This is a genomic window from Blautia sp. HA8986 (genome assembly GCF_056504635.1).
Map to the genome: position 1 here is coordinate 156144 of NZ_JBWLUQ010000001.1, position 16452 is coordinate 172595.

The 16452-nt window shown below is 47.5% G+C and carries 17 protein-coding genes and 1 pseudogene; all 18 read left to right on the top strand.

Going from position 1 to position 16452, the window contains the following annotated elements:
• Positions 1-8 precede the first annotated feature (8 nt).
• On the top strand, positions 9-2255 hold the full coding sequence (locus tag AC04Q4_RS00650) for a DNA topoisomerase (ATP-hydrolyzing) (RefSeq protein WP_476388283.1): 2247 nt from the start codon (positions 9-11) through the stop codon (positions 2253-2255).
• Positions 2256-2408: 153 nt separating this feature from the next.
• Positions 2409-2729: a hypothetical protein gene (locus tag AC04Q4_RS00655; protein WP_476388284.1), complete on the top strand. Its 321-nt coding sequence runs from the start codon at positions 2409-2411 to the stop codon at positions 2727-2729.
• Positions 2710-3108: a TnpV protein gene (locus tag AC04Q4_RS00660; RefSeq protein WP_476388285.1), complete on the top strand. Its 399-nt coding sequence runs from the start codon at positions 2710-2712 to the stop codon at positions 3106-3108. The genes AC04Q4_RS00655 and AC04Q4_RS00660 overlap by 20 nt, the downstream gene beginning before the upstream one ends.
• Positions 3109-3406: 298 nt before the next feature.
• Positions 3407-5326 (top strand): tetracycline resistance ribosomal protection protein Tet(O), encoded by a 1920-nt coding sequence (gene tet(O), locus AC04Q4_RS00665; RefSeq protein ID WP_109215033.1) that lies wholly within the window; start codon positions 3407-3409, stop codon positions 5324-5326.
• 50 nt (positions 5327-5376) lie between these two features.
• A complete protein-coding gene (gene tet(40) / locus AC04Q4_RS00670) occupies positions 5377-6597 on the top strand; it encodes a tetracycline efflux MFS transporter Tet(40) (protein ID WP_118442957.1) in 1221 nt (406 codons plus the stop codon).
• Between the two features lie 599 nt (positions 6598-7196).
• Positions 7197-7706, top strand: a complete 510-nt coding sequence (locus tag AC04Q4_RS00675) for a sigma-70 family RNA polymerase sigma factor (RefSeq protein WP_002596252.1) — start codon at positions 7197-7199, stop codon at positions 7704-7706.
• A 95-nt stretch (positions 7707-7801) separates the two neighbouring features.
• Complete coding sequence (locus AC04Q4_RS00680) at positions 7802-8233, top strand: RNA polymerase sigma factor (RefSeq protein ID WP_002596253.1); 432 nt, start codon at positions 7802-7804, stop codon at positions 8231-8233.
• A gap of 76 nt (positions 8234-8309) precedes the next feature.
• Positions 8310-8783, top strand: coding sequence for an RNA polymerase sigma factor (locus AC04Q4_RS00685; RefSeq protein ID WP_002596254.1), 474 nt, complete (start codon positions 8310-8312; stop codon positions 8781-8783).
• A 155-nt stretch (positions 8784-8938) separates the two neighbouring features.
• Complete coding sequence (locus AC04Q4_RS00690; RefSeq protein ID WP_476388286.1) at positions 8939-9970, top strand: AAA family ATPase; 1032 nt, start codon at positions 8939-8941, stop codon at positions 9968-9970.
• Positions 9971-10300: 330 nt separating this feature from the next.
• Positions 10301-10480, top strand: a complete 180-nt coding sequence (locus tag AC04Q4_RS00695) for a hypothetical protein (protein ID WP_004613323.1) — start codon at positions 10301-10303, stop codon at positions 10478-10480.
• A 6-nt stretch (positions 10481-10486) separates the two neighbouring features.
• Positions 10487-11452, top strand: coding sequence for a MobV family relaxase (gene mobV, locus AC04Q4_RS00700; protein WP_002596256.1), 966 nt, complete (start codon positions 10487-10489; stop codon positions 11450-11452).
• An 8-nt stretch (positions 11453-11460) separates the two neighbouring features.
• Positions 11461-12315: a ParB/RepB/Spo0J family partition protein gene (locus AC04Q4_RS00705; protein ID WP_000743700.1), complete on the top strand. Its 855-nt coding sequence runs from the start codon at positions 11461-11463 to the stop codon at positions 12313-12315.
• Positions 12316-12360: 45 nt separating this feature from the next.
• Positions 12361-12591: a YdbC family protein gene (locus AC04Q4_RS00710; RefSeq protein WP_001206986.1), complete on the top strand. Its 231-nt coding sequence runs from the start codon at positions 12361-12363 to the stop codon at positions 12589-12591.
• A gap of 71 nt (positions 12592-12662) precedes the next feature.
• Positions 12663-12854 carry a hypothetical protein gene (locus AC04Q4_RS00715; RefSeq protein WP_001820669.1) on the top strand — a complete coding sequence of 64 codons (192 nt, stop codon included), beginning with the start codon at positions 12663-12665 and terminating at the stop codon, positions 12852-12854.
• Positions 12855-12908: 54 nt separating this feature from the next.
• Positions 12909-14765, top strand: a complete 1857-nt coding sequence (locus AC04Q4_RS00720) for a recombinase family protein (RefSeq protein WP_001820670.1) — start codon at positions 12909-12911, stop codon at positions 14763-14765.
• Positions 14766-14775: 10 nt separating this feature from the next.
• Positions 14776-14871 (top strand): annotated as a pseudogene (locus tag AC04Q4_RS00725) (metal-dependent transcriptional regulator); the annotation flags it as partial.
• Between the two features lie 3 nt (positions 14872-14874).
• Positions 14875-15354: a hypothetical protein gene (locus tag AC04Q4_RS00730; protein ID WP_476388287.1), complete on the top strand. Its 480-nt coding sequence runs from the start codon at positions 14875-14877 to the stop codon at positions 15352-15354.
• 10 nt (positions 15355-15364) lie between these two features.
• Positions 15365-16198 (top strand): hypothetical protein, encoded by an 834-nt coding sequence (locus AC04Q4_RS00735; RefSeq protein ID WP_118513693.1) that lies wholly within the window; start codon positions 15365-15367, stop codon positions 16196-16198.
• Positions 16199-16452: the final 254 nt, after the last annotated feature.

Consider the following 16452-nt stretch of genomic DNA (forward strand, 5'->3'; position numbering starts at 1 on the left):
AATAAACTATGAATACAAAACAGGACAATATCATCCGCACCGATTATGCGGAGATCATGCAGAAATCATATATCGATTACGCCATGAGTGTTATCATTTCCAGAGCACTGCCGGATGTACGTGACGGGCTGAAGCCGGTACAGCGCCGTACCCTTTATGATATGTATGAGCTTGGCATCCGTTACGACCGCCCGTACCGTAAATGTGCCCGTATTGTTGGAGATACCATGGGTAAATATCATCCTCATGGAGACAGCTCCATTTATGATGCCCTTGTAGTTATGGCACAGGAGTTCAAGAAAGGCCGAACTCTGGTGGACGGACATGGAAACTTCGGTTCTATCGAGGGAGACGGAGCCGCAGCCATGCGATATACAGAGGCTCGTCTGGAGAAGCTGACCCAGGAGGTTTTTTTGGAAGACCTGGATAAGAACGTTGTGGACTTTATGCCGAACTTCGATGAAACAGAGAAGGAGCCTGTAGTACTTCCGGTGCGTATTCCGAATCTCCTTGTAAACGGAGCAGACGGAATCGCCGTTGGTATGGCTACCAGCATTCCGCCGCACAATCTTGGCGAGGTGGTAGATGCAGTCAAGGCATATATGAAGAACAATGATATCAGCACTCGTGGGCTGATGCGTTATCTCAAAGGCCCGGATTTTCCGACAGGCGGTATCGTAGTAAATAAGGACGACCTTGTAAAGATCTATGAATCCGGAACAGGAAAGCTCCGTATCCGTGGACGGGTGGAAATAGAGAAGCTGAAGGGTGGCCGTCAGCAGCTGGTGATCACAGAAATCCCATACACCATGATCGGTGCCAACATCGGGAAATTCCTCAACGATATCGCAACTCTCGTGGAAACCAAGAAGACCACAGATATCGTGGATATTTCCAACCAGTCCTCCAAAGAAGGGATCCGTATCGTTCTGGAACTGAAGCGTGACGCAGATGTTGAGAACCTTACCAACATGCTCTACAAGAAAACCAGACTGGAGGATACCTTCGGTGTCAATATGCTGGCAGTTGCAGACGGAAGACCGGAGACACTGGGCTTAAAGCAGATCATTGCCCATCATGTGGACTTTGTATTTGAAGTCAATTCCAGAAAGTACACTACACTTCTTGCAAAAGAGAGGGAGAAAAGGGAAATCCAGGAAGGCCTTATCAAAGCCTGCGATGTCATTGACCTGATTATCGAGATCCTCCGTGGCAGCAAGAGCCGCGACCAGGTAAAGAAATGCCTGACCGACGGTGTTACAGAAGGGATTAAATTCAAGACCAAAACTTCTGAGAAAGCTGCAAAATCTCTGAAATTTACAGAGAGACAGGCCACAGCCATTCTGGATATGCGTCTCTACAAGCTGATCGGTCTGGAAATCGATGCCCTGATGAAAGAGCATGAGGAAACCATGAAGAACATTGCTGCCTATGAGGATATCCTGAATAATTATGATTCCATGGCAGCAGTGATCATGGGAGAACTGGATCAGATCAAGAAGGAATACGGCAGTAAGCGTAAGACTTCTATTGAGAATGCAGAGGAAGCTGTTTACGAAGAGAAGAAGATGGAAGAGACAGAGGTCTGCTTCCTGATGGACCGTTTCGGGTATATGCGTCTCATTGACAAGAATGCCTACGAGCGTAATAAAGAAGCTGCTCACGCAGAGAGCCGTTATGTCTTTACCTGCATGAATACGGACAAGATCTGTATCTTTACAGATACCGGCAAGCTCCATACAGTGAAGGCGGAAGATATTCCTCTGGTACGTTTCCGTGATAAAGGCGTTCCGGCAGATAATCTGGGTAATTATGACAGTACTTCCGAGCAGATCCTATACGTAGCTCCGCTGAGCCAGGTAGCAGCCTCCACAGTACTCTTTGTTACAGAGAACGGCATGTGCAAGCTGGTAAAGGGAGAAGAGTTCCGTGCTTCCAAGCGTACCATTGTTTCCACCAAGCTTGCAGAGGATGACCGCCTTGTATTCGTAGGAGCAGCCGACGAGATGGATCAGGTTGTGTTCCAGTCTGAGAAAGGTTACTTCCTCCGTATCATGAAAACCGAGATCTCTGTCACCAGGAAAAACGCCATGGGTGTCCGCGGCATGAAGCTTACCGGCGAAGACCGCATCCACCACGCCTACCCTCTGGAAAGCCGCCAGGAGTATGCTATTACCTACCACGACAAACCATATGTACTCAACAAAGTCAAGCTCGCCAAGCGAGACACCAAAGGTGTGAAGCCGAGAGTGTGATCATCATCCCACCAGCTAAATTACAATAATCCTGTAATCCAGCCGGTGGGATTTTTTTACCCTCTTGACATCCCCGCAGCCCATCTCCTATAATACTTATTAGTCTGAACTAACACAGCCGCAAATATAAATTAAGTTCAGAACAGAAAAAACATGAAAAATGATCAGGATTTCACAGAAGAACTGGGCCACAGCATGCCCTCTTCCAAAAGAGAAACCGAAGAAGACATGCTGGAAGAGCTCTGTTCTCTTGCAAAAAAGGACACCCGGATCACCATTCCGGAGATCTGCGGGCGGATGGAGATGACCCGGAGGGAAGTGCTGGCCTATCTGAAGCAGCTCTCCGCACGGGGCTATGTAAAAACAGAAGAAAAAAACTCCTACGTTTGTCTCACAGATGTAGGACGGATTTTGCGGACATTCAAAATAAAAAAGAATGTGGAGGTAACAGACAATGGCAAAATCATTATTTGAGGAACTGGGCGGCAAATACGAAAGGCAAGGGGATTATTTGATACCGTGCTTAACTGTACCCGCCGAAGAAGAACAGGCAATAGGCATCTGGGGGCAACGGCATTTAGATTATCTAAAACAGTACCGTAAAGTTACATACACCAATCTTCTTACAAGCGGCAGGCTAAACGCCTACCTTGCCGACATCAACAGACAGGCACAGGAACGCTTTGAAAGGCTCATAGAGGGTATGAAACAGGCACAGGGCATAACGGAACAGCTAAAGGCAGAAAACGCCTTAGAATGGACAGGATGCCTCAATAACATAAGGGCTTGTGCGAGGGAGATTGTGGAAAAGGAAATTATTTTTGCATATTTAGTTTGTCAGCTTGACAAATAAAGGGTTAAGGAATATAATTAGATTCAGTATTATACAAGGAGTTAATAAATATGCGGCAAGGTATTCTTAAATAAACTGTCAATTTGATAGTGGGAACAAAAAGTAGCAGTCTCGTTTCACTTTTAATATGGGGCTTAGTTTTTTGTACCCAGTTTAAGAATACTTTTATCATGTAATTTTATATGCCCGAAAACATATAAGTGTTTTGGGGCTATTGGAGTTATTTACCCAGTGATAGGAGTATTTATCACTGGGTATTTTTATGCCCTTTTTTGGGTGTTGATAGGAGGAAAATCACATGAAAATAATTAACTTAGGCATTCTGGCTCACGTTGACGCAGGAAAGACAACATTAACGGAAAGTTTATTGTATACCAGTGGTGCAATTGCAGAACTAGGGAGCGTAGATGAAGGCACAACAAGGACAGATACAATGAATTTGGAGCGTCAAAGGGGAATCACTATCCAGACAGCAGTGACATCTTTTCAGTGGGAGGATGTAAAAGTCAACATTATAGATACGCCAGGCCATATGGATTTTTTGGCGGAAGTATACCGTTCTTTATCCGTATTAGACGGAGCAGTATTATTAGTTTCTGCAAAGGATGGCATACAGGCACAGACCCGTATACTGTTTCATGCACTACAGATAATGAAGATTCCGACAATTTTTTTCATCAATAAAATTGACCAAGAGGGGATTGATTTGCCAATGGTATATCGGGAAATGAAAGCAAAGCTTTCTTCGGAAATTATAGTGAAGCAAAAGGTTGGGCAGCATCCCCATATAAATGTAACGGACAATGACGATATGGAACAGTGGGATGCGGTAATTATGGGAAACGATGAACTATTAGAGAAATATATGTCAGGGAAACCGTTTAAAATGTCAGAACTGGAACAGGAAGAAAACAGGAGATTCCAAAACGGAACGTTATTTCCCGTTTATCACGGAAGCGCTAAAAACAATCTGGGGATTCGGCAGCTTATAGAAGTAATTGCCAGTAAATTTTATTCATCAACGCCTGAAGGTCAATCTGAACTATGCGGGCAGGTTTTTAAGATTGAATATTCAGAGAAAAGGCGGCGTTTTGTTTATGTGCGTATATATAGCGGAACATTGCATTTGAGGGATGTTATTAGAATATCTGAAAAAGAGAAAATAAAAATCACAGAGATGTGTGTTCCGACAAACGGTGAAATCGTCCCGGCTGACCATGCCTGTCCGGGAGAAATTGTTATTTTAGCTGATGATACTTTGAAACTGAACGATATCCTGGGAAATGAAAAACTCCTGCCTCACAAAACACGGATTGATAATCCCATGCCATTACTTCGGACAACGGTAGAGCCGCAAAAGCCGGAGCAAAGGGAAGCCCTGTTAAATGCCCTCGCAGAGATTGCTGATACAGACCCTCTTTTGCATTTTGACATTGATACTGTTACCCATGAGATTATGTTATCTTTTTTGGGGAATGTGCAGATGGAAGTCATTTGTGCCATCCTTGAGGAAAAATATCATGTGGAGGCAGAAATAAAAGAGCCTACTGTTATATATATGGAAAGACCGCTTAGAAAAGCAGAATATACCATCCACATAGAAGTCCCGCCAAATCCTTTCTGGGCTTCTGTCGGGTTGTCCATAGAGCCGCTCCCTATTGGAAGCGGAGTGCAGTATGAAAGCAGAGTTTCACTTGGATATTTAAATCAATCGTTCCAAAATGCGGTTATGGAGGGGGTTCTTTATGGCTGCGAGCAGGGGCTGTATGGATGGAAAGTGACAGACTGTAAAATCTGTTTTGAATATGGATTGTATTATAGTCCTGTAAGTACCCCCGCAGACTTTCGGCTGCTTTCCCCTATCGTATTGGAGCAGGCTTTAAAAAAAGCAGGGACAGAACTATTAGAGCCATATCTCCACTTTGAAATTTATGCACCGCAGGAATATCTCTCACGGGCGTATCATGATGCTCCAAGGTATTGTGCAGATATTGTAAGTACTCAGATAAAGAATGACGAGGTCATTCTGAAAGGAGAAATCCCTGCTAGATGTATTCAAGAATACAGGAACGATTTAACTTATTTCACAAATGGGCAGGGAGTCTGCTTGACAGAGTTAAAAGGATACCAGCCAGCTATTGGTAAATTTATTTGCCAACCCCGCCGCCCGAATAGCCGTATAGATAAGGTTCGGCATATGTTCCACAAGTTAGCTTAACAGCTTGCAAAAGTCATATAAAATGAGATTTGAAAGGAGAATGTAACTTCATGTTTGCTAAAAATTCAAAGGCATATTCTGTCTACCTGCTGTTCCGATTTGTCTGTTCCCTGGCGGTTTCTATGTCCACAGTGCTTTCCATCGTGTACCACCTGGAGGTGGTGCAGCTGGATGCTTTCCAGCTTGTCCTGGTAGGGACGGTTCAGGAGACCTCCTGCTTTCTGTTCGAGATGCCCACCGGTGTGGTGGCGGATTTGTATAGCCGTCGGCGCTCGGTGCTGATTGGAATGTTCCTCTACGGCCTGGGCTTTCTGATGGAGGGTGCGCTACCGTGGTTCGCGCCGGTTCTGCTGGCCCAGGTTGTCTGGGGTTGCGGTGATACCTTCATCACCGGCGCTCTGGAGGCGTGGATTGCCTCGGAGGAAGAGGACAAACCCATAGACAAGGTGTTCCTGCGGGGCAGTCAAATGGGGCAAATCGGCGGCGTTCTGGGCGTGGTGCTGGGCACACTGCTGGGAAACATAAACCTGCAAATGCCTGTCATCTTGGGGGGCAGTTTGTGCTTGTTGTTGGGGCTGGTGATGGTTCGCATCATGCCAGAAACCAACTTCTCCCCTGCTATTGAGGAACGGCAGGGCTTGCTTAAAGACTTTGTCTGCCTGTTCAAGCTCAACCTGGGCTTTGTGAAAGGCGCACCTGTGTTGCTGGCGCTCTTAGCAATCACACTATGCGGGGGACTTGCCAGTGAAGGCTTTGACCGGCTCTCCACCGCTCATTTTCTGGATGACACGGTAATACCCGTTATCGGGCCGCTGAACAGCGTCACTTGGTTCGGTGTTATCAGTCTTATCGGCAGCGGCTTAGGTATTCTGGCTTCTCAGTTGCTCATCGCCCGCATGGAGAAAAAAGGGACTGTCAGCCGAACCAGTGTGGTCATGTCCACCAGCGCCGGGTATATCCTGTTCCTGGTTCTCTTCGCGGTGGGGCGGAGCTTTTGGTTCATGTTGTTGGTGTTCCTGCTGGCGGGGCTTATGCGCACCATCAAGGAGCCTGTGCTGGCCGCCTGGATGAACGACCAAGTGGATGAGAAAATGCGCGCCACAGTCTTTTCCACCAGCGGACAGCTGGACTCTTTCGGGCAGATCATCGGCGGGCCTATTGTGGGGCTGGTAGCCCAGCAGGTGTCCATACCCTGGGGGCTGGTCTGTACCGCTTTCCTGCTGTTGCCCGCGCTGTTCTTAGTGCCGGTGGCGGGAAAGAAGCGGGATTGATATGGCATAGTTAAGTTTACTGACGAGCGGGAGATTACTTCCGCTCGTCTTCATTTAGTAGCGCAAAATTTGAGGACTCTTTATTTCCTTATTCGGTATAGCGGAGGCGGCTGTCAATTCGACATAATTTTCTTGTGATACTTTACCGTACATGAGCATTTGTTTCGTATTTGAAAGAACAAACTCACCAAATAAAAAAAACGATATTCGGGTGGGTTATTTTGTTATACCCTAAATTACCCTCTGAATTTGTTTTTAAATTTGGAGGGATTTTTTTATGTCCTTTTTTCGGGCAGTTATCTATCTGCTCATACGAAGCAAAATTTATCAATACATAGCATATCAGAGAACGGCAGGAAACCAGTTAAAAAAATTTCTGCCTATGCAACGGCACTTCCTGCCTTGAATGTAGAAGTACAATCTCCATACAACAGAATTAATATTTCCCATAACCGTAAAGGTCATAGAGCCTTTGCGGTTTTTCTTTTGTCGATTTTTGTTGGAAAGTGCCATAGGGCTATTAGTGGTGTTAGGTGTCGTTCGCCACCTCTCCATCTGGATTTTGAACATTTCAAAAATTCAGATGGGAGGTACTTACAGTGAAATACGCACCGAGAAAGGTATATATCAAGGAAAGCGGCAGATATGTGGAACTGTCCTATACGGATTTCTGCCGCCGCAGGGAATCCGACCAGACCTATATGGACAAGCTGTTTATCCCCATTCAAGGCTGTCTGCTTGAAGTCGTGAGGGAGCAATACACGGACTTCTACCGAGATAAGGAACGGTGGCGTTATCTGAAAAAATTAGATACGAAGAACAGCCTGCTTTCTCTGGATGGATTTACGGACAGCGAGGGGAAGCCTTTAGACTTTATCGCTGATGAAGCGGCAGACATTGCGGAAACCGTTGTCAATGCGGTTATGGTGGACAGGCTGAAAGCCGCCCTGCCTTTGCTGTCGGATAGTGAACAGGAATTGATACAGGCAATCTTTTTTGACGGACTTTCTGAGCGTGAAGTCGGGGCGAGGTTCGGCATAACCCAGAGCGTTGTGAACAAACGCAAAGCCAGAATCCTAAGAAAACTAAGAAAGATAATAGAAAATTAAAATTTAAGGCGTTCAGCCCCCTTGTTTTTTCCTTTGGGAAAATGAGGGGGTTTTTCTCTGCCCTCTCAATCAATTCTGATTGGAGGAAAAGAAGCATGGCATATAACCACGGACGGGAGGACAGGAAATGGCGTATCTGGAAAGAAGCGGAGGAAAAGCTGCTGCGTGAGTGCGGCGTTGATGAAGCGACCATTGAGCAGATACGCATTGCGGACAGGGCAGACTTCAATTCCAACAGGCGGTTTTACCGATGGACGAATGACATTGCGGAATACCTTGAGGACATGGCAGACAGGGAGCGGCAGACGGAAGTGGGTACGGTTGCGGAGTTACTGGACGAGATTGAGAGCGAAAATCTCTATCAAGTATTAGTCGCGGTGGACGGGCGTACCTTGAAAATCGTCCTGCTGAAAATGCAGGGGTATTCCACAAAGGAGATTGCCCCGCTCGTGCATTTGACGACTGGTGCCATCTATGCGAGGTTAGACCATCTGCGGAAGAAGCTACGAAAATTTTATAGCGTCTAAAACAGCCTGCCGTCCTGCGGGCTACTGGGTGAGGGATGGAAATCCCCTCACTTATTTTTTGCAGGAGGCAAGCGGGATGGCATACAGAGTTAAGGCGTACACGCTTCGGGAGGAATCCACGGAAAGCGGCACAAGGTATTTTATCAGCTTTAAGGACGGGCAGGGCAAATCCCACGAGTTGGAAGTGTCGGAACAGTTCTTTATGGAGTTTCGGCAGATGGAACGCAGGAACAGGAATCTCCTCCAATGGGACGAGCGGCACAGGGAGTTTTCGGAAGTATGGGACGAAACGCTGAACAGGCGGGCGTTGAAGCTGCCTAAGAGCATAGAGGAACAAATGATTGAGGCAGAACGGGCAGAACTGCTCTGTAAGGCGGTTGACGGACTGCCAGAGATACAAAGGCGGCGTTTCCTGCTCTACTACGAGTATGAGTTCAATTTTTACCAAATCGCCGCTATGGAGCATTGCACCGCTTCGGCAATACAGAAATCTGTTGCGATTGCAAAGGAGAAAGTAAAGGCGGAAATGAGGAAGTATCTCCAACCGTGACCGACACCGCCCGAAAAAGAAATCTGTTTTTTATTTGTGTGGGATTGGCGGCATTACATACTCTCACTTTTTCTTCGTGGGAGTAAATCTATTTTTAAGGAGGTCAACGCCTATGTGCAACGAAAACAAAAACACCGCCCGAAAGGAGGAAAGCCATGCAGAAGTTACAGACAGTCAACGCCGAAACGCTCCTTTATGAACCGCTTGAGAAGCCGTCCTTTGTGGTGGACAGCCTTATCCCCACAGGCTTGTCGCTGTTCTGCGGCTCACAGAAGATAGGAAAGAGCTGGCTCATGCTGAAGCTATGTTTATGCGTGTCGCAGGGACTTCCCTTGTGGGATATGCCGACAATGGAGGGCGACGTGCTTTACCTCTGCCTTGAGGACACGTTCTGCCGTATACAGGACAGGCTGTTCCGATTGACGAACGAAGCGAGCAGGCGGCTTCACTTTGCCGTGGCAAGCTGCAAGCTGTCAGACGGTCTTATCGTGCAGCTTGAAGATTATCTGAAAGATTACCCAAACAGCAGGCTTATTGTCATTGACACTTTGCAGAAAGTCCGTACAGCTTCAAAAGACAATGCCTACGCAAGCGACTATGGGGACATCTCACTAATCAAAGACTTTGCCGACAGGCATTCATTGGCGGTCATTGTCGTACACCACATCCGAAAGCAGAATGACAGCGATGTGTTCAACAAGGTGTCTGGGACGACAGGCTTAACGGGGAGTGCGGACGCTACCTTTGTTCTGGAAAAGGAGAAACGGGCATCCGACACCGCCAAGCTGTATGTGACGGGCAGGGACACGCCCTATCAGGAATACACGCTGCGTTTCCGTGATTGCAGTTGGGAACTTGTGGAGAGAAAAACGCAGGAGCAGCTTGCGAAAGAAACGATACCAGACGTCCTTTTTCGGTTGGTGGATTTTATGAGGGATAAGGAAGAATGGGCAGGCACGGCAACGGAGCTGTTAGCCGCTATGAGGGAAACGGAAACCATACCCACGGTGATTACGAAATGGCTGAATGAATACCGCACCACATTTTTAAGCGAGAACCGTATCTGCTACCAGTACAGCCGCAGGAAAGACGGCAGGCGGATTGCCCTTGCAAGGAGGGCGGGTGACAGCGGTGACGGTGGTGACAGCGATATTGGGATACCCCCTGTTACTGTCATTGACGCTTAAAGCCGTGTAAAGCTGGCGACTCTGCCCTGCGGGTGACAGCGGTGACGGCGGTGACAGTGATTTTAGGATACCCTGCCGCTGTCATCCCTGCGGGAGAACACCCCGTAAACGCAAAGTGCAGGCGTAGGATTTACCCGCCCTTTTCGGCGTGTAAAACCACCCCTGCGGTCAGAAAAATCCTTCCGATTTTTCCGACTGCGTTTACAGGGTGTAACACACTACACTTTGCCCTGCAAAGTCGTGTGCCAGACGTTCCCTCTGGACTCCCTTATGGCAGGTCTTACGCCCTGCTTATCCTACGCTCCACGCTTCGGATAAAAGAATGGCAGCATGACGGTGACGGCTCTTGCGAGGGGGTATTCCAAAAACACCGTCATCATCGACATGACCGTCATGCAGGGAATAAGGGTGACAGTTGAGGCAGTCGGTAGGGGGTATCCCAAAACTGCTGTCACCGCCGTCACCGCTGTCACCCAAAGGGCAGTTTACCCGCCGAAGAAAGGAAGATGATGAATTATGCCCTATGCAATCCTGCGTTTCCAGAAACGCAAAGCGGGCGGCGTTGCGGCTTGCGAACGCCACAACGAGCGTAAAAAAGAAGCCTATAAAAGCAATCCAGATATAGATATGGAACGCTCGAAAGATAACTACCATCTTGTGAATCCGCCGAGGTACACCTACAAGAAAGAGATTAACCGCATGGTAGCCGAAGCAGGGTGCAGGACGAGGAAAGATAGCGTGATGATGGTGGAAACGCTTATCACGGCTTCGCCAGAATTTATGAACAGCCTGCCGCCCAAAGAACAGAAAGCGTATTTTACGATGGCTCTGGATTTCATTTCAGAGCGTGTCGGGGAGAAAAATATCCTCTCCGCAGTCGTCCACATGGACGAGAGAACGCCGCATATGCACCTCTGTTTTGTGCCGATTACACCAGACAATAAGCTGTCTGCCAAAACAATTTTAGGCAATCAAAAGAGCCTGTCCGAATGGCAGACCGCCTACCATGAGCGGATGTCCTCACGGTGGAATCAGCTTGAAAGAGGTCAGTCCTCAATGGAAACGAAGCGGAAACATGTCCCCACATGGCTCTATAAGTTGGGCGGCAGGCTTGATAAACAGTATGAGGAAATTGTGTCTGCACTGTCCGACATCAACGCCTTTAATGCAGGGAAGAAGCGTGACAAGGCTCTGGAACTGATTGCGGCATGGCTCCCAGACGTGGAGAAATTCTCAAAGGAAATCAGTAAGCAGAGTGCCTATATCAATAGCCTAAAGGAGCAAATCGGGCAGGAATCAGACTATGCGGGGCGTATGCGTGATGAAAAGTATGAGCAGGAACTAAAGGTGCAGAAAGCGAACCAGAAGATATTTGAGTTGCAGAGAACCAACGAGCAGATGGGGCGGCTGCTCTCAAAGATACCGCCCGAAGTGTTGGAAGAATTGCAGAAAAACCATAAAAGCAGAGCGAAAGAAAGGTAGATATGTGAATGAAGAAACAGGATTTTAAGGTGTTAAAGACCAAAGACTTGTACCCGTTTCCCGACAATCCGTTTCATGTGGCAGAGGATGAAACGCTGTCAGAGTTAGCGGAAAGCATCAAGGAATTTGGCATTGTCACGCCGATAATCACACGCCCGAAAGAGGACGGGGACGGTTATGAAGTGATTGCAGGACAGCGGCGTGTCCGTGCTTCTGAACTTGCAGGGATAAATACCGTGCCTGCGTTTGTCCTGCCCTTAGACCGTGACCGAGCCATCATCACCCTTGTAGACAGCAATTTGCAGCGTGAGAATATCCTGCCATCGGAGCGGGCGTTTGCTTACAAGATGAAATCCGAAGCCATGAAGCGGCAGGGTTTCCGCACAGACTTAACCTCGTCACAAGTTGTGACGAAGTTGCGGACGGACGACAAGGTGGCACAGGGCTTCGGCGTGGGCAGGATGACCGTGCAGCGTTTTATCCGCCTGACGGAACTGATACCGCCGATTTTGCAGATGGTGGACGAGGGGAAAATCGCCCTCACGCCTGCGGTGGAACTGTCCTTCTTGAAGAAAGACGAGCAGGAAAACCTCTTTGCCACGATGGAGAGCGAAGAAGCAACGCCCTCACTCTCACAGGCACAGCGGATGAAACAGTTAAGCCAGAGCGGGCGGCTTGACATGGATACGATATTTGCGATTATGACGGAGGAAAAGGGCAACCAGAAAGAAACCTTGAAAATCAACACAAGCAAGCTGAAAAAATACTTTCCGAAGAACACAACGCCGAAGCAGATGGAGGAAACCATCATCAAACTTTTGGAGCGTGAGTTGCAGAGGAAACGCAACCGTGACAGCCGCTAATCTTCTTTTTTCGGGAAGTAAATACAGAGAGTTGAGGTATGGAGAATGAGAGAAATCCAGTATGAAATCGTAAAGGAAATCGCAGTATTGTCTACGGGCGACAGTGGCTACACAAAGGAAATCAATCTCATTTCATGGAATGGGAAAGAGCCGAAGTATGACATCCGCAGCTTTTCCCCGAACCGTGAAAAGTGCGGCAAGGGAATCACGCTGAACGCTGATGAAGCGGCGGCACTCCTTAAAGCATTACAGAAAGAATTAAACAGCGAGGATTAATGGTATCTGATTGGCAGGGCGGGGACATTTCCAAACTCTTCCCTGCCCTGTCTGGAAAGGAAGATTTAAGTATGGGCGAGGATAAGAAAGCAGATAAAAAGAGAAAGCGTATCGTGCCAAAAGCACCAGTGCAGATGATAATCAGCCGTGAATATGTCGGCACACAGACCGTTACAGAAGCGTTTGTCCCGATTATCTCCGAGGATATTCGGAAGAAGATTGCCGAGGGCGACACCTTCGACAATGAGGGGCTGTCCGCTTAGAATGTACGCAATGGGACATGAAAACAGATAGGACAGATACGGAGGTTTTACAGTATGGCAGGAATCAAAGAAGAAAAGAAAATCTATTTAGTCGGCATTTATTGCCGCTTATCTAAAGACGATGGTACGGATAACGAGAGTGCGAGCATTGCGACACAGAAATCCATCCTCACGGATTATGTGAAAAAGCAGGGATGGCACATAGCAAAAACGTATGTGGACGATGGTTATTCTGGTACAAATTTCCAAAGACCAAGTTTCCAGAATATGATAAAAGACATTGAAAGCGGTCTGATAAACTGCGTGATTACGAAAGATTTATCCCGTCTGGGGAGAAACTATCTTGATTGTGGGTTATATCTGGAAGTTTTCTTCCCAGAGCATAACGTGAGGTATATAGCGGTCAATGACGGCGTAGATACCTTGAATAAATCTGCTATGGACATCACGCCTTTCCGCAACATTTTAAACGAAATGTATGCCGCTGACATATCTGTTAAGATAAAATCGGCATATCGGGCGAGGTTTCAACAGGGGAAATTCATGGGAACTACCGCCCCTTATGGCTATATCAAAGACCCTGCCGACCACAACCATCTGCTGATAGATGATAAAGTGGCACATGTTGTAAAAGAGATATTCGACCTTGCATTAAAAGGGAATGGAGTTGCCAAAATTTGCAGACATCTTAATAAACAGCATATCCTACGCCCTGCCGCTTATGCGGCGGAGCGTGGCGAAACAGGCTTTGAACGTCATTTTGAGGGGAACGAGGACAAACGCTATATTTGGAGTGGGAACAGCGTGAGGAGCATTTTAAGAAGCCCGATATATGCGGGAAATCTTGTAGGCTACAAACGGATTGCCGCCAATATGAAAAGCAAGAAACGCCCCTCTAAGCTGCCCGAAGAATGGGAAGTGATACCCAATACCCATGAGGGAATAGTCACGCAGGAGGAATTTGATATTGTCCAACAGCTTATTACAAGTCGTAGGCTTCCACAGAACAAGGGAGGATTTGTAAATATTTTTGCAGGCGTTATCAAGTGTGTGGACTGCGGATGTGCTCTGCGGGCAATGAACGTACACAGGAGGAAACGCCCAGAGATTATCGACTGTGTACAGTATTCATGTAATAATTATGCAAGAAACGGAAGAAGCGAGTGTAGTGCCCACAATATAGAAGCAAGGGATTTATTCAATGCCGTTCTTGCCGACATCAACTGTTTTGCGGATATGGCAGTGAATGATGAAAAGGCGGTCAGGGCCATAGAAAAGCGGCTCACGGAAACAGACCAGAGCAGGGCGAAAGCATTAGAGAAAGAACGTAAGAAGCTGAACAAACGCCTTGCGGAACTGGACAGGCTGTTTTCCTCTCTCTACGAGGATAAGGTCATGGAGCGTATTACCGAGCGGAATTTTGAGATGATGTCGGGGAAATACCAGAAAGAGCAGCTTGAAATTGAAGCAAGGCTGAAAGAGGTGACGGAAACTCTTAATGAAAGCTACGAGAAATCACGGGGAATCCGTGACTTCCTCGCCCTTATCCGAAATTATCAAGGCTTAAAAGAACTGGATGCAACAGTTATAAACGCACTCATAGACAAGATACTTGTTTCGGAGCGTGAGAAGATGGCAGACGGAACAGTGAAGCAGGAAATCAAGATTTACTATAAATTCATCGGCTTTGTCGATGAATTACATATCATACCTACAAAACGGTGGGCAGCAATGCCCGCTAAAAATTGTACGGTGTGCGGCGTTGAATATGTCCCGGGCTCTGGTGCATCAAGGTATTGTCCTGCTTGTGCCAAGAAGATACGGAGGGAGAAATCAAACGAGAGCAAACGCAGGAGCAGAGAACAGAAAAGGATAGCATGTATGAACTGTCCGCAAAAAATGACCGACTGAACTGGGACGCATCCGCGGAGAAGAATGCCGCCACCGTCATGAAACCTTCACCCAGTTTCTGGAGTATGTAGGTGTAAACAGCGAAACCGCAGAAGAAGACGCCTGCCGCATGGAGCATGTAGTAAGCGAAGAAACCGTGCAGCAGATCCATAATTTCATCAACTACGGAAGCACCTTTGAGCGTGTCATGAAAAACACAGACCTCCGGTATTACTACGAACCGGGAGACTACACCTTCATGATGGGCATCTACTACATGGAAAAAACCTGCCCGAGAAGGCTGACCACAGAATTTAAAGACTACCGGGAGCAGATCTGCCTCCACGTAAAAGAAGAGGACAGCTACTTCGAACTCCTTTGCACAGACCAGACAAAGAACCGTCTGGACCTCTGGTACCAGGACCCGGAGACCGGCTGGATGAAAGCTGCCGAAAAAGACGGAAACCCACTGATCCCTACCAGCGTATTTCAATATTTTCTCCGGCATCACGACCCGGTCATAGAGGGAACCGCTCTTGTGGCATTTGCCAGAGAAGACGAGAAACCCATGGAATGGAATAGCCGGGAGCTGGATGTACATATCTGGTAGGAGGAAGATTATGGAAAAAGAAAACACCGAAGGACTGCTCCACCCATCCATGCTGCAGATCCGATATCTGACAGAGCTCGCAAAAATTGGCAAAAAACGAGGCAGCGTGGCGCTGATCGCCGATACCTGCGGAGTCAGCCATGGCCCGGTAAGCCGCTTTTTTAAAGAATGCATTGGTGCAGGATACCTGAGTGAAGGCTATGAATTTACCGAAAAGGGTACCCGCGCACTGAAAACATACCAGAGGATCCTGAAAGAAGTCGGCGCCTATCTGGAACGGATCGGGATCGCGGCATCCGAGATCCCCGAAAAAACAAGACAGCTCATTGAGAACGTAGATTACAGCCTTCTCATGACAATGACCAGAAATTCCGGCCAGGTAAAGGAATCCCGAAATCAGACAAATGCAGAAAAAGGAAGCCTCTATTATCTGGATCATGTGCTGGAAAAAGGCCGCTTCGAAGTAGGAATTGCCATTTATCAGCTGAACACAGAAGGCACAACGAAGCTTTCCATGGCAAACAACGGGTTCGAGCATCTGGCCTGCATCCGGAACAATACCCGAGGAAGCTGGCTGGAATTGACCACCCGTGAGATGCACGCCCATTCCCGGATCGACGGGGCAGATATGCGGGGAAGGCTCTCATCCCTGAAATACGTAGACCAGGGCCAGCTCTACGAAGCCGCCATCCGGGAGGGCAAAGTTCGCATTCCCCTAAGTGCCTGCCGCTTCATGAAGACCCACCTGGGAAACGTAAAGGGAATGGTCTCCATCACCGTTACCTGCAGCGTAGGCAAAGCCCATATGCCGGAGAGCACCGCACTTCTGATGTTCTGGCTGTAGAAAATAATCAGACCGATTAAAAGCCGAAATGAAAAAAAATCGGCTTTTTTTTGTGCCAAAAATCCGGAAATGCCCATGTTTACGGGATTTTTGAAAAATATAAATGGTTCCCGCAGGGAACGGAAAACGAAAAAATAGTTGACCCAAACTAACACTTGTGATTAAATGACAGCAGAGAGTTAGACATGGGTAACAGGAGAGAATGTGCCCTGGCCTGCTTAAAAGAAGGGTGTGCGACACCTTACCACATAAGG

Bases quoted from the DNA above. Each gene is read 5' to 3' on its own strand.
- AC04Q4_RS00730 (WP_476388287.1), top strand. From the start codon at position 14,875: ATGGAGCATGTAGTAAGCGAAGAAACCGTGCAGCAGATCCATAATTTC.
- AC04Q4_RS00735 (WP_118513693.1), top strand. From the start codon at position 15,365: ATGGAAAAAGAAAACACCGAAGGACTGCTCCACCCATCCATGCTGCAG.
- AC04Q4_RS00710 (WP_001206986.1), top strand. From the start codon at position 12,361: ATGAGAGAAATCCAGTATGAAATCGTAAAGGAAATCGCAGTATTGTCT.
- AC04Q4_RS00655 (WP_476388284.1), top strand. From the start codon at position 2,409: ATGAAAAATGATCAGGATTTCACAGAAGAACTGGGCCACAGCATGCCC.
- AC04Q4_RS00715 (WP_001820669.1), top strand. From the start codon at position 12,663: ATGGGCGAGGATAAGAAAGCAGATAAAAAGAGAAAGCGTATCGTGCCA.
- AC04Q4_RS00680 (WP_002596253.1), top strand. From the start codon at position 7,802: ATGGCATATAACCACGGACGGGAGGACAGGAAATGGCGTATCTGGAAA.
- AC04Q4_RS00660 (WP_476388285.1), top strand. From the start codon at position 2,710: ATGGCAAAATCATTATTTGAGGAACTGGGCGGCAAATACGAAAGGCAA.
- AC04Q4_RS00690 (WP_476388286.1), top strand. From the start codon at position 8,939: ATGCAGAAGTTACAGACAGTCAACGCCGAAACGCTCCTTTATGAACCG.
- AC04Q4_RS00705 (WP_000743700.1), top strand. From the start codon at position 11,461: ATGAAGAAACAGGATTTTAAGGTGTTAAAGACCAAAGACTTGTACCCG.
- AC04Q4_RS00695 (WP_004613323.1), top strand. From the start codon at position 10,301: ATGACGGTGACGGCTCTTGCGAGGGGGTATTCCAAAAACACCGTCATC.
- AC04Q4_RS00650 (WP_476388283.1), top strand. From the start codon at position 9: ATGAATACAAAACAGGACAATATCATCCGCACCGATTATGCGGAGATC.
- AC04Q4_RS00720 (WP_001820670.1), top strand. From the start codon at position 12,909: ATGGCAGGAATCAAAGAAGAAAAGAAAATCTATTTAGTCGGCATTTAT.
- mobV (WP_002596256.1), top strand. From the start codon at position 10,487: ATGCCCTATGCAATCCTGCGTTTCCAGAAACGCAAAGCGGGCGGCGTT.
- AC04Q4_RS00685 (WP_002596254.1), top strand. From the start codon at position 8,310: ATGGCATACAGAGTTAAGGCGTACACGCTTCGGGAGGAATCCACGGAA.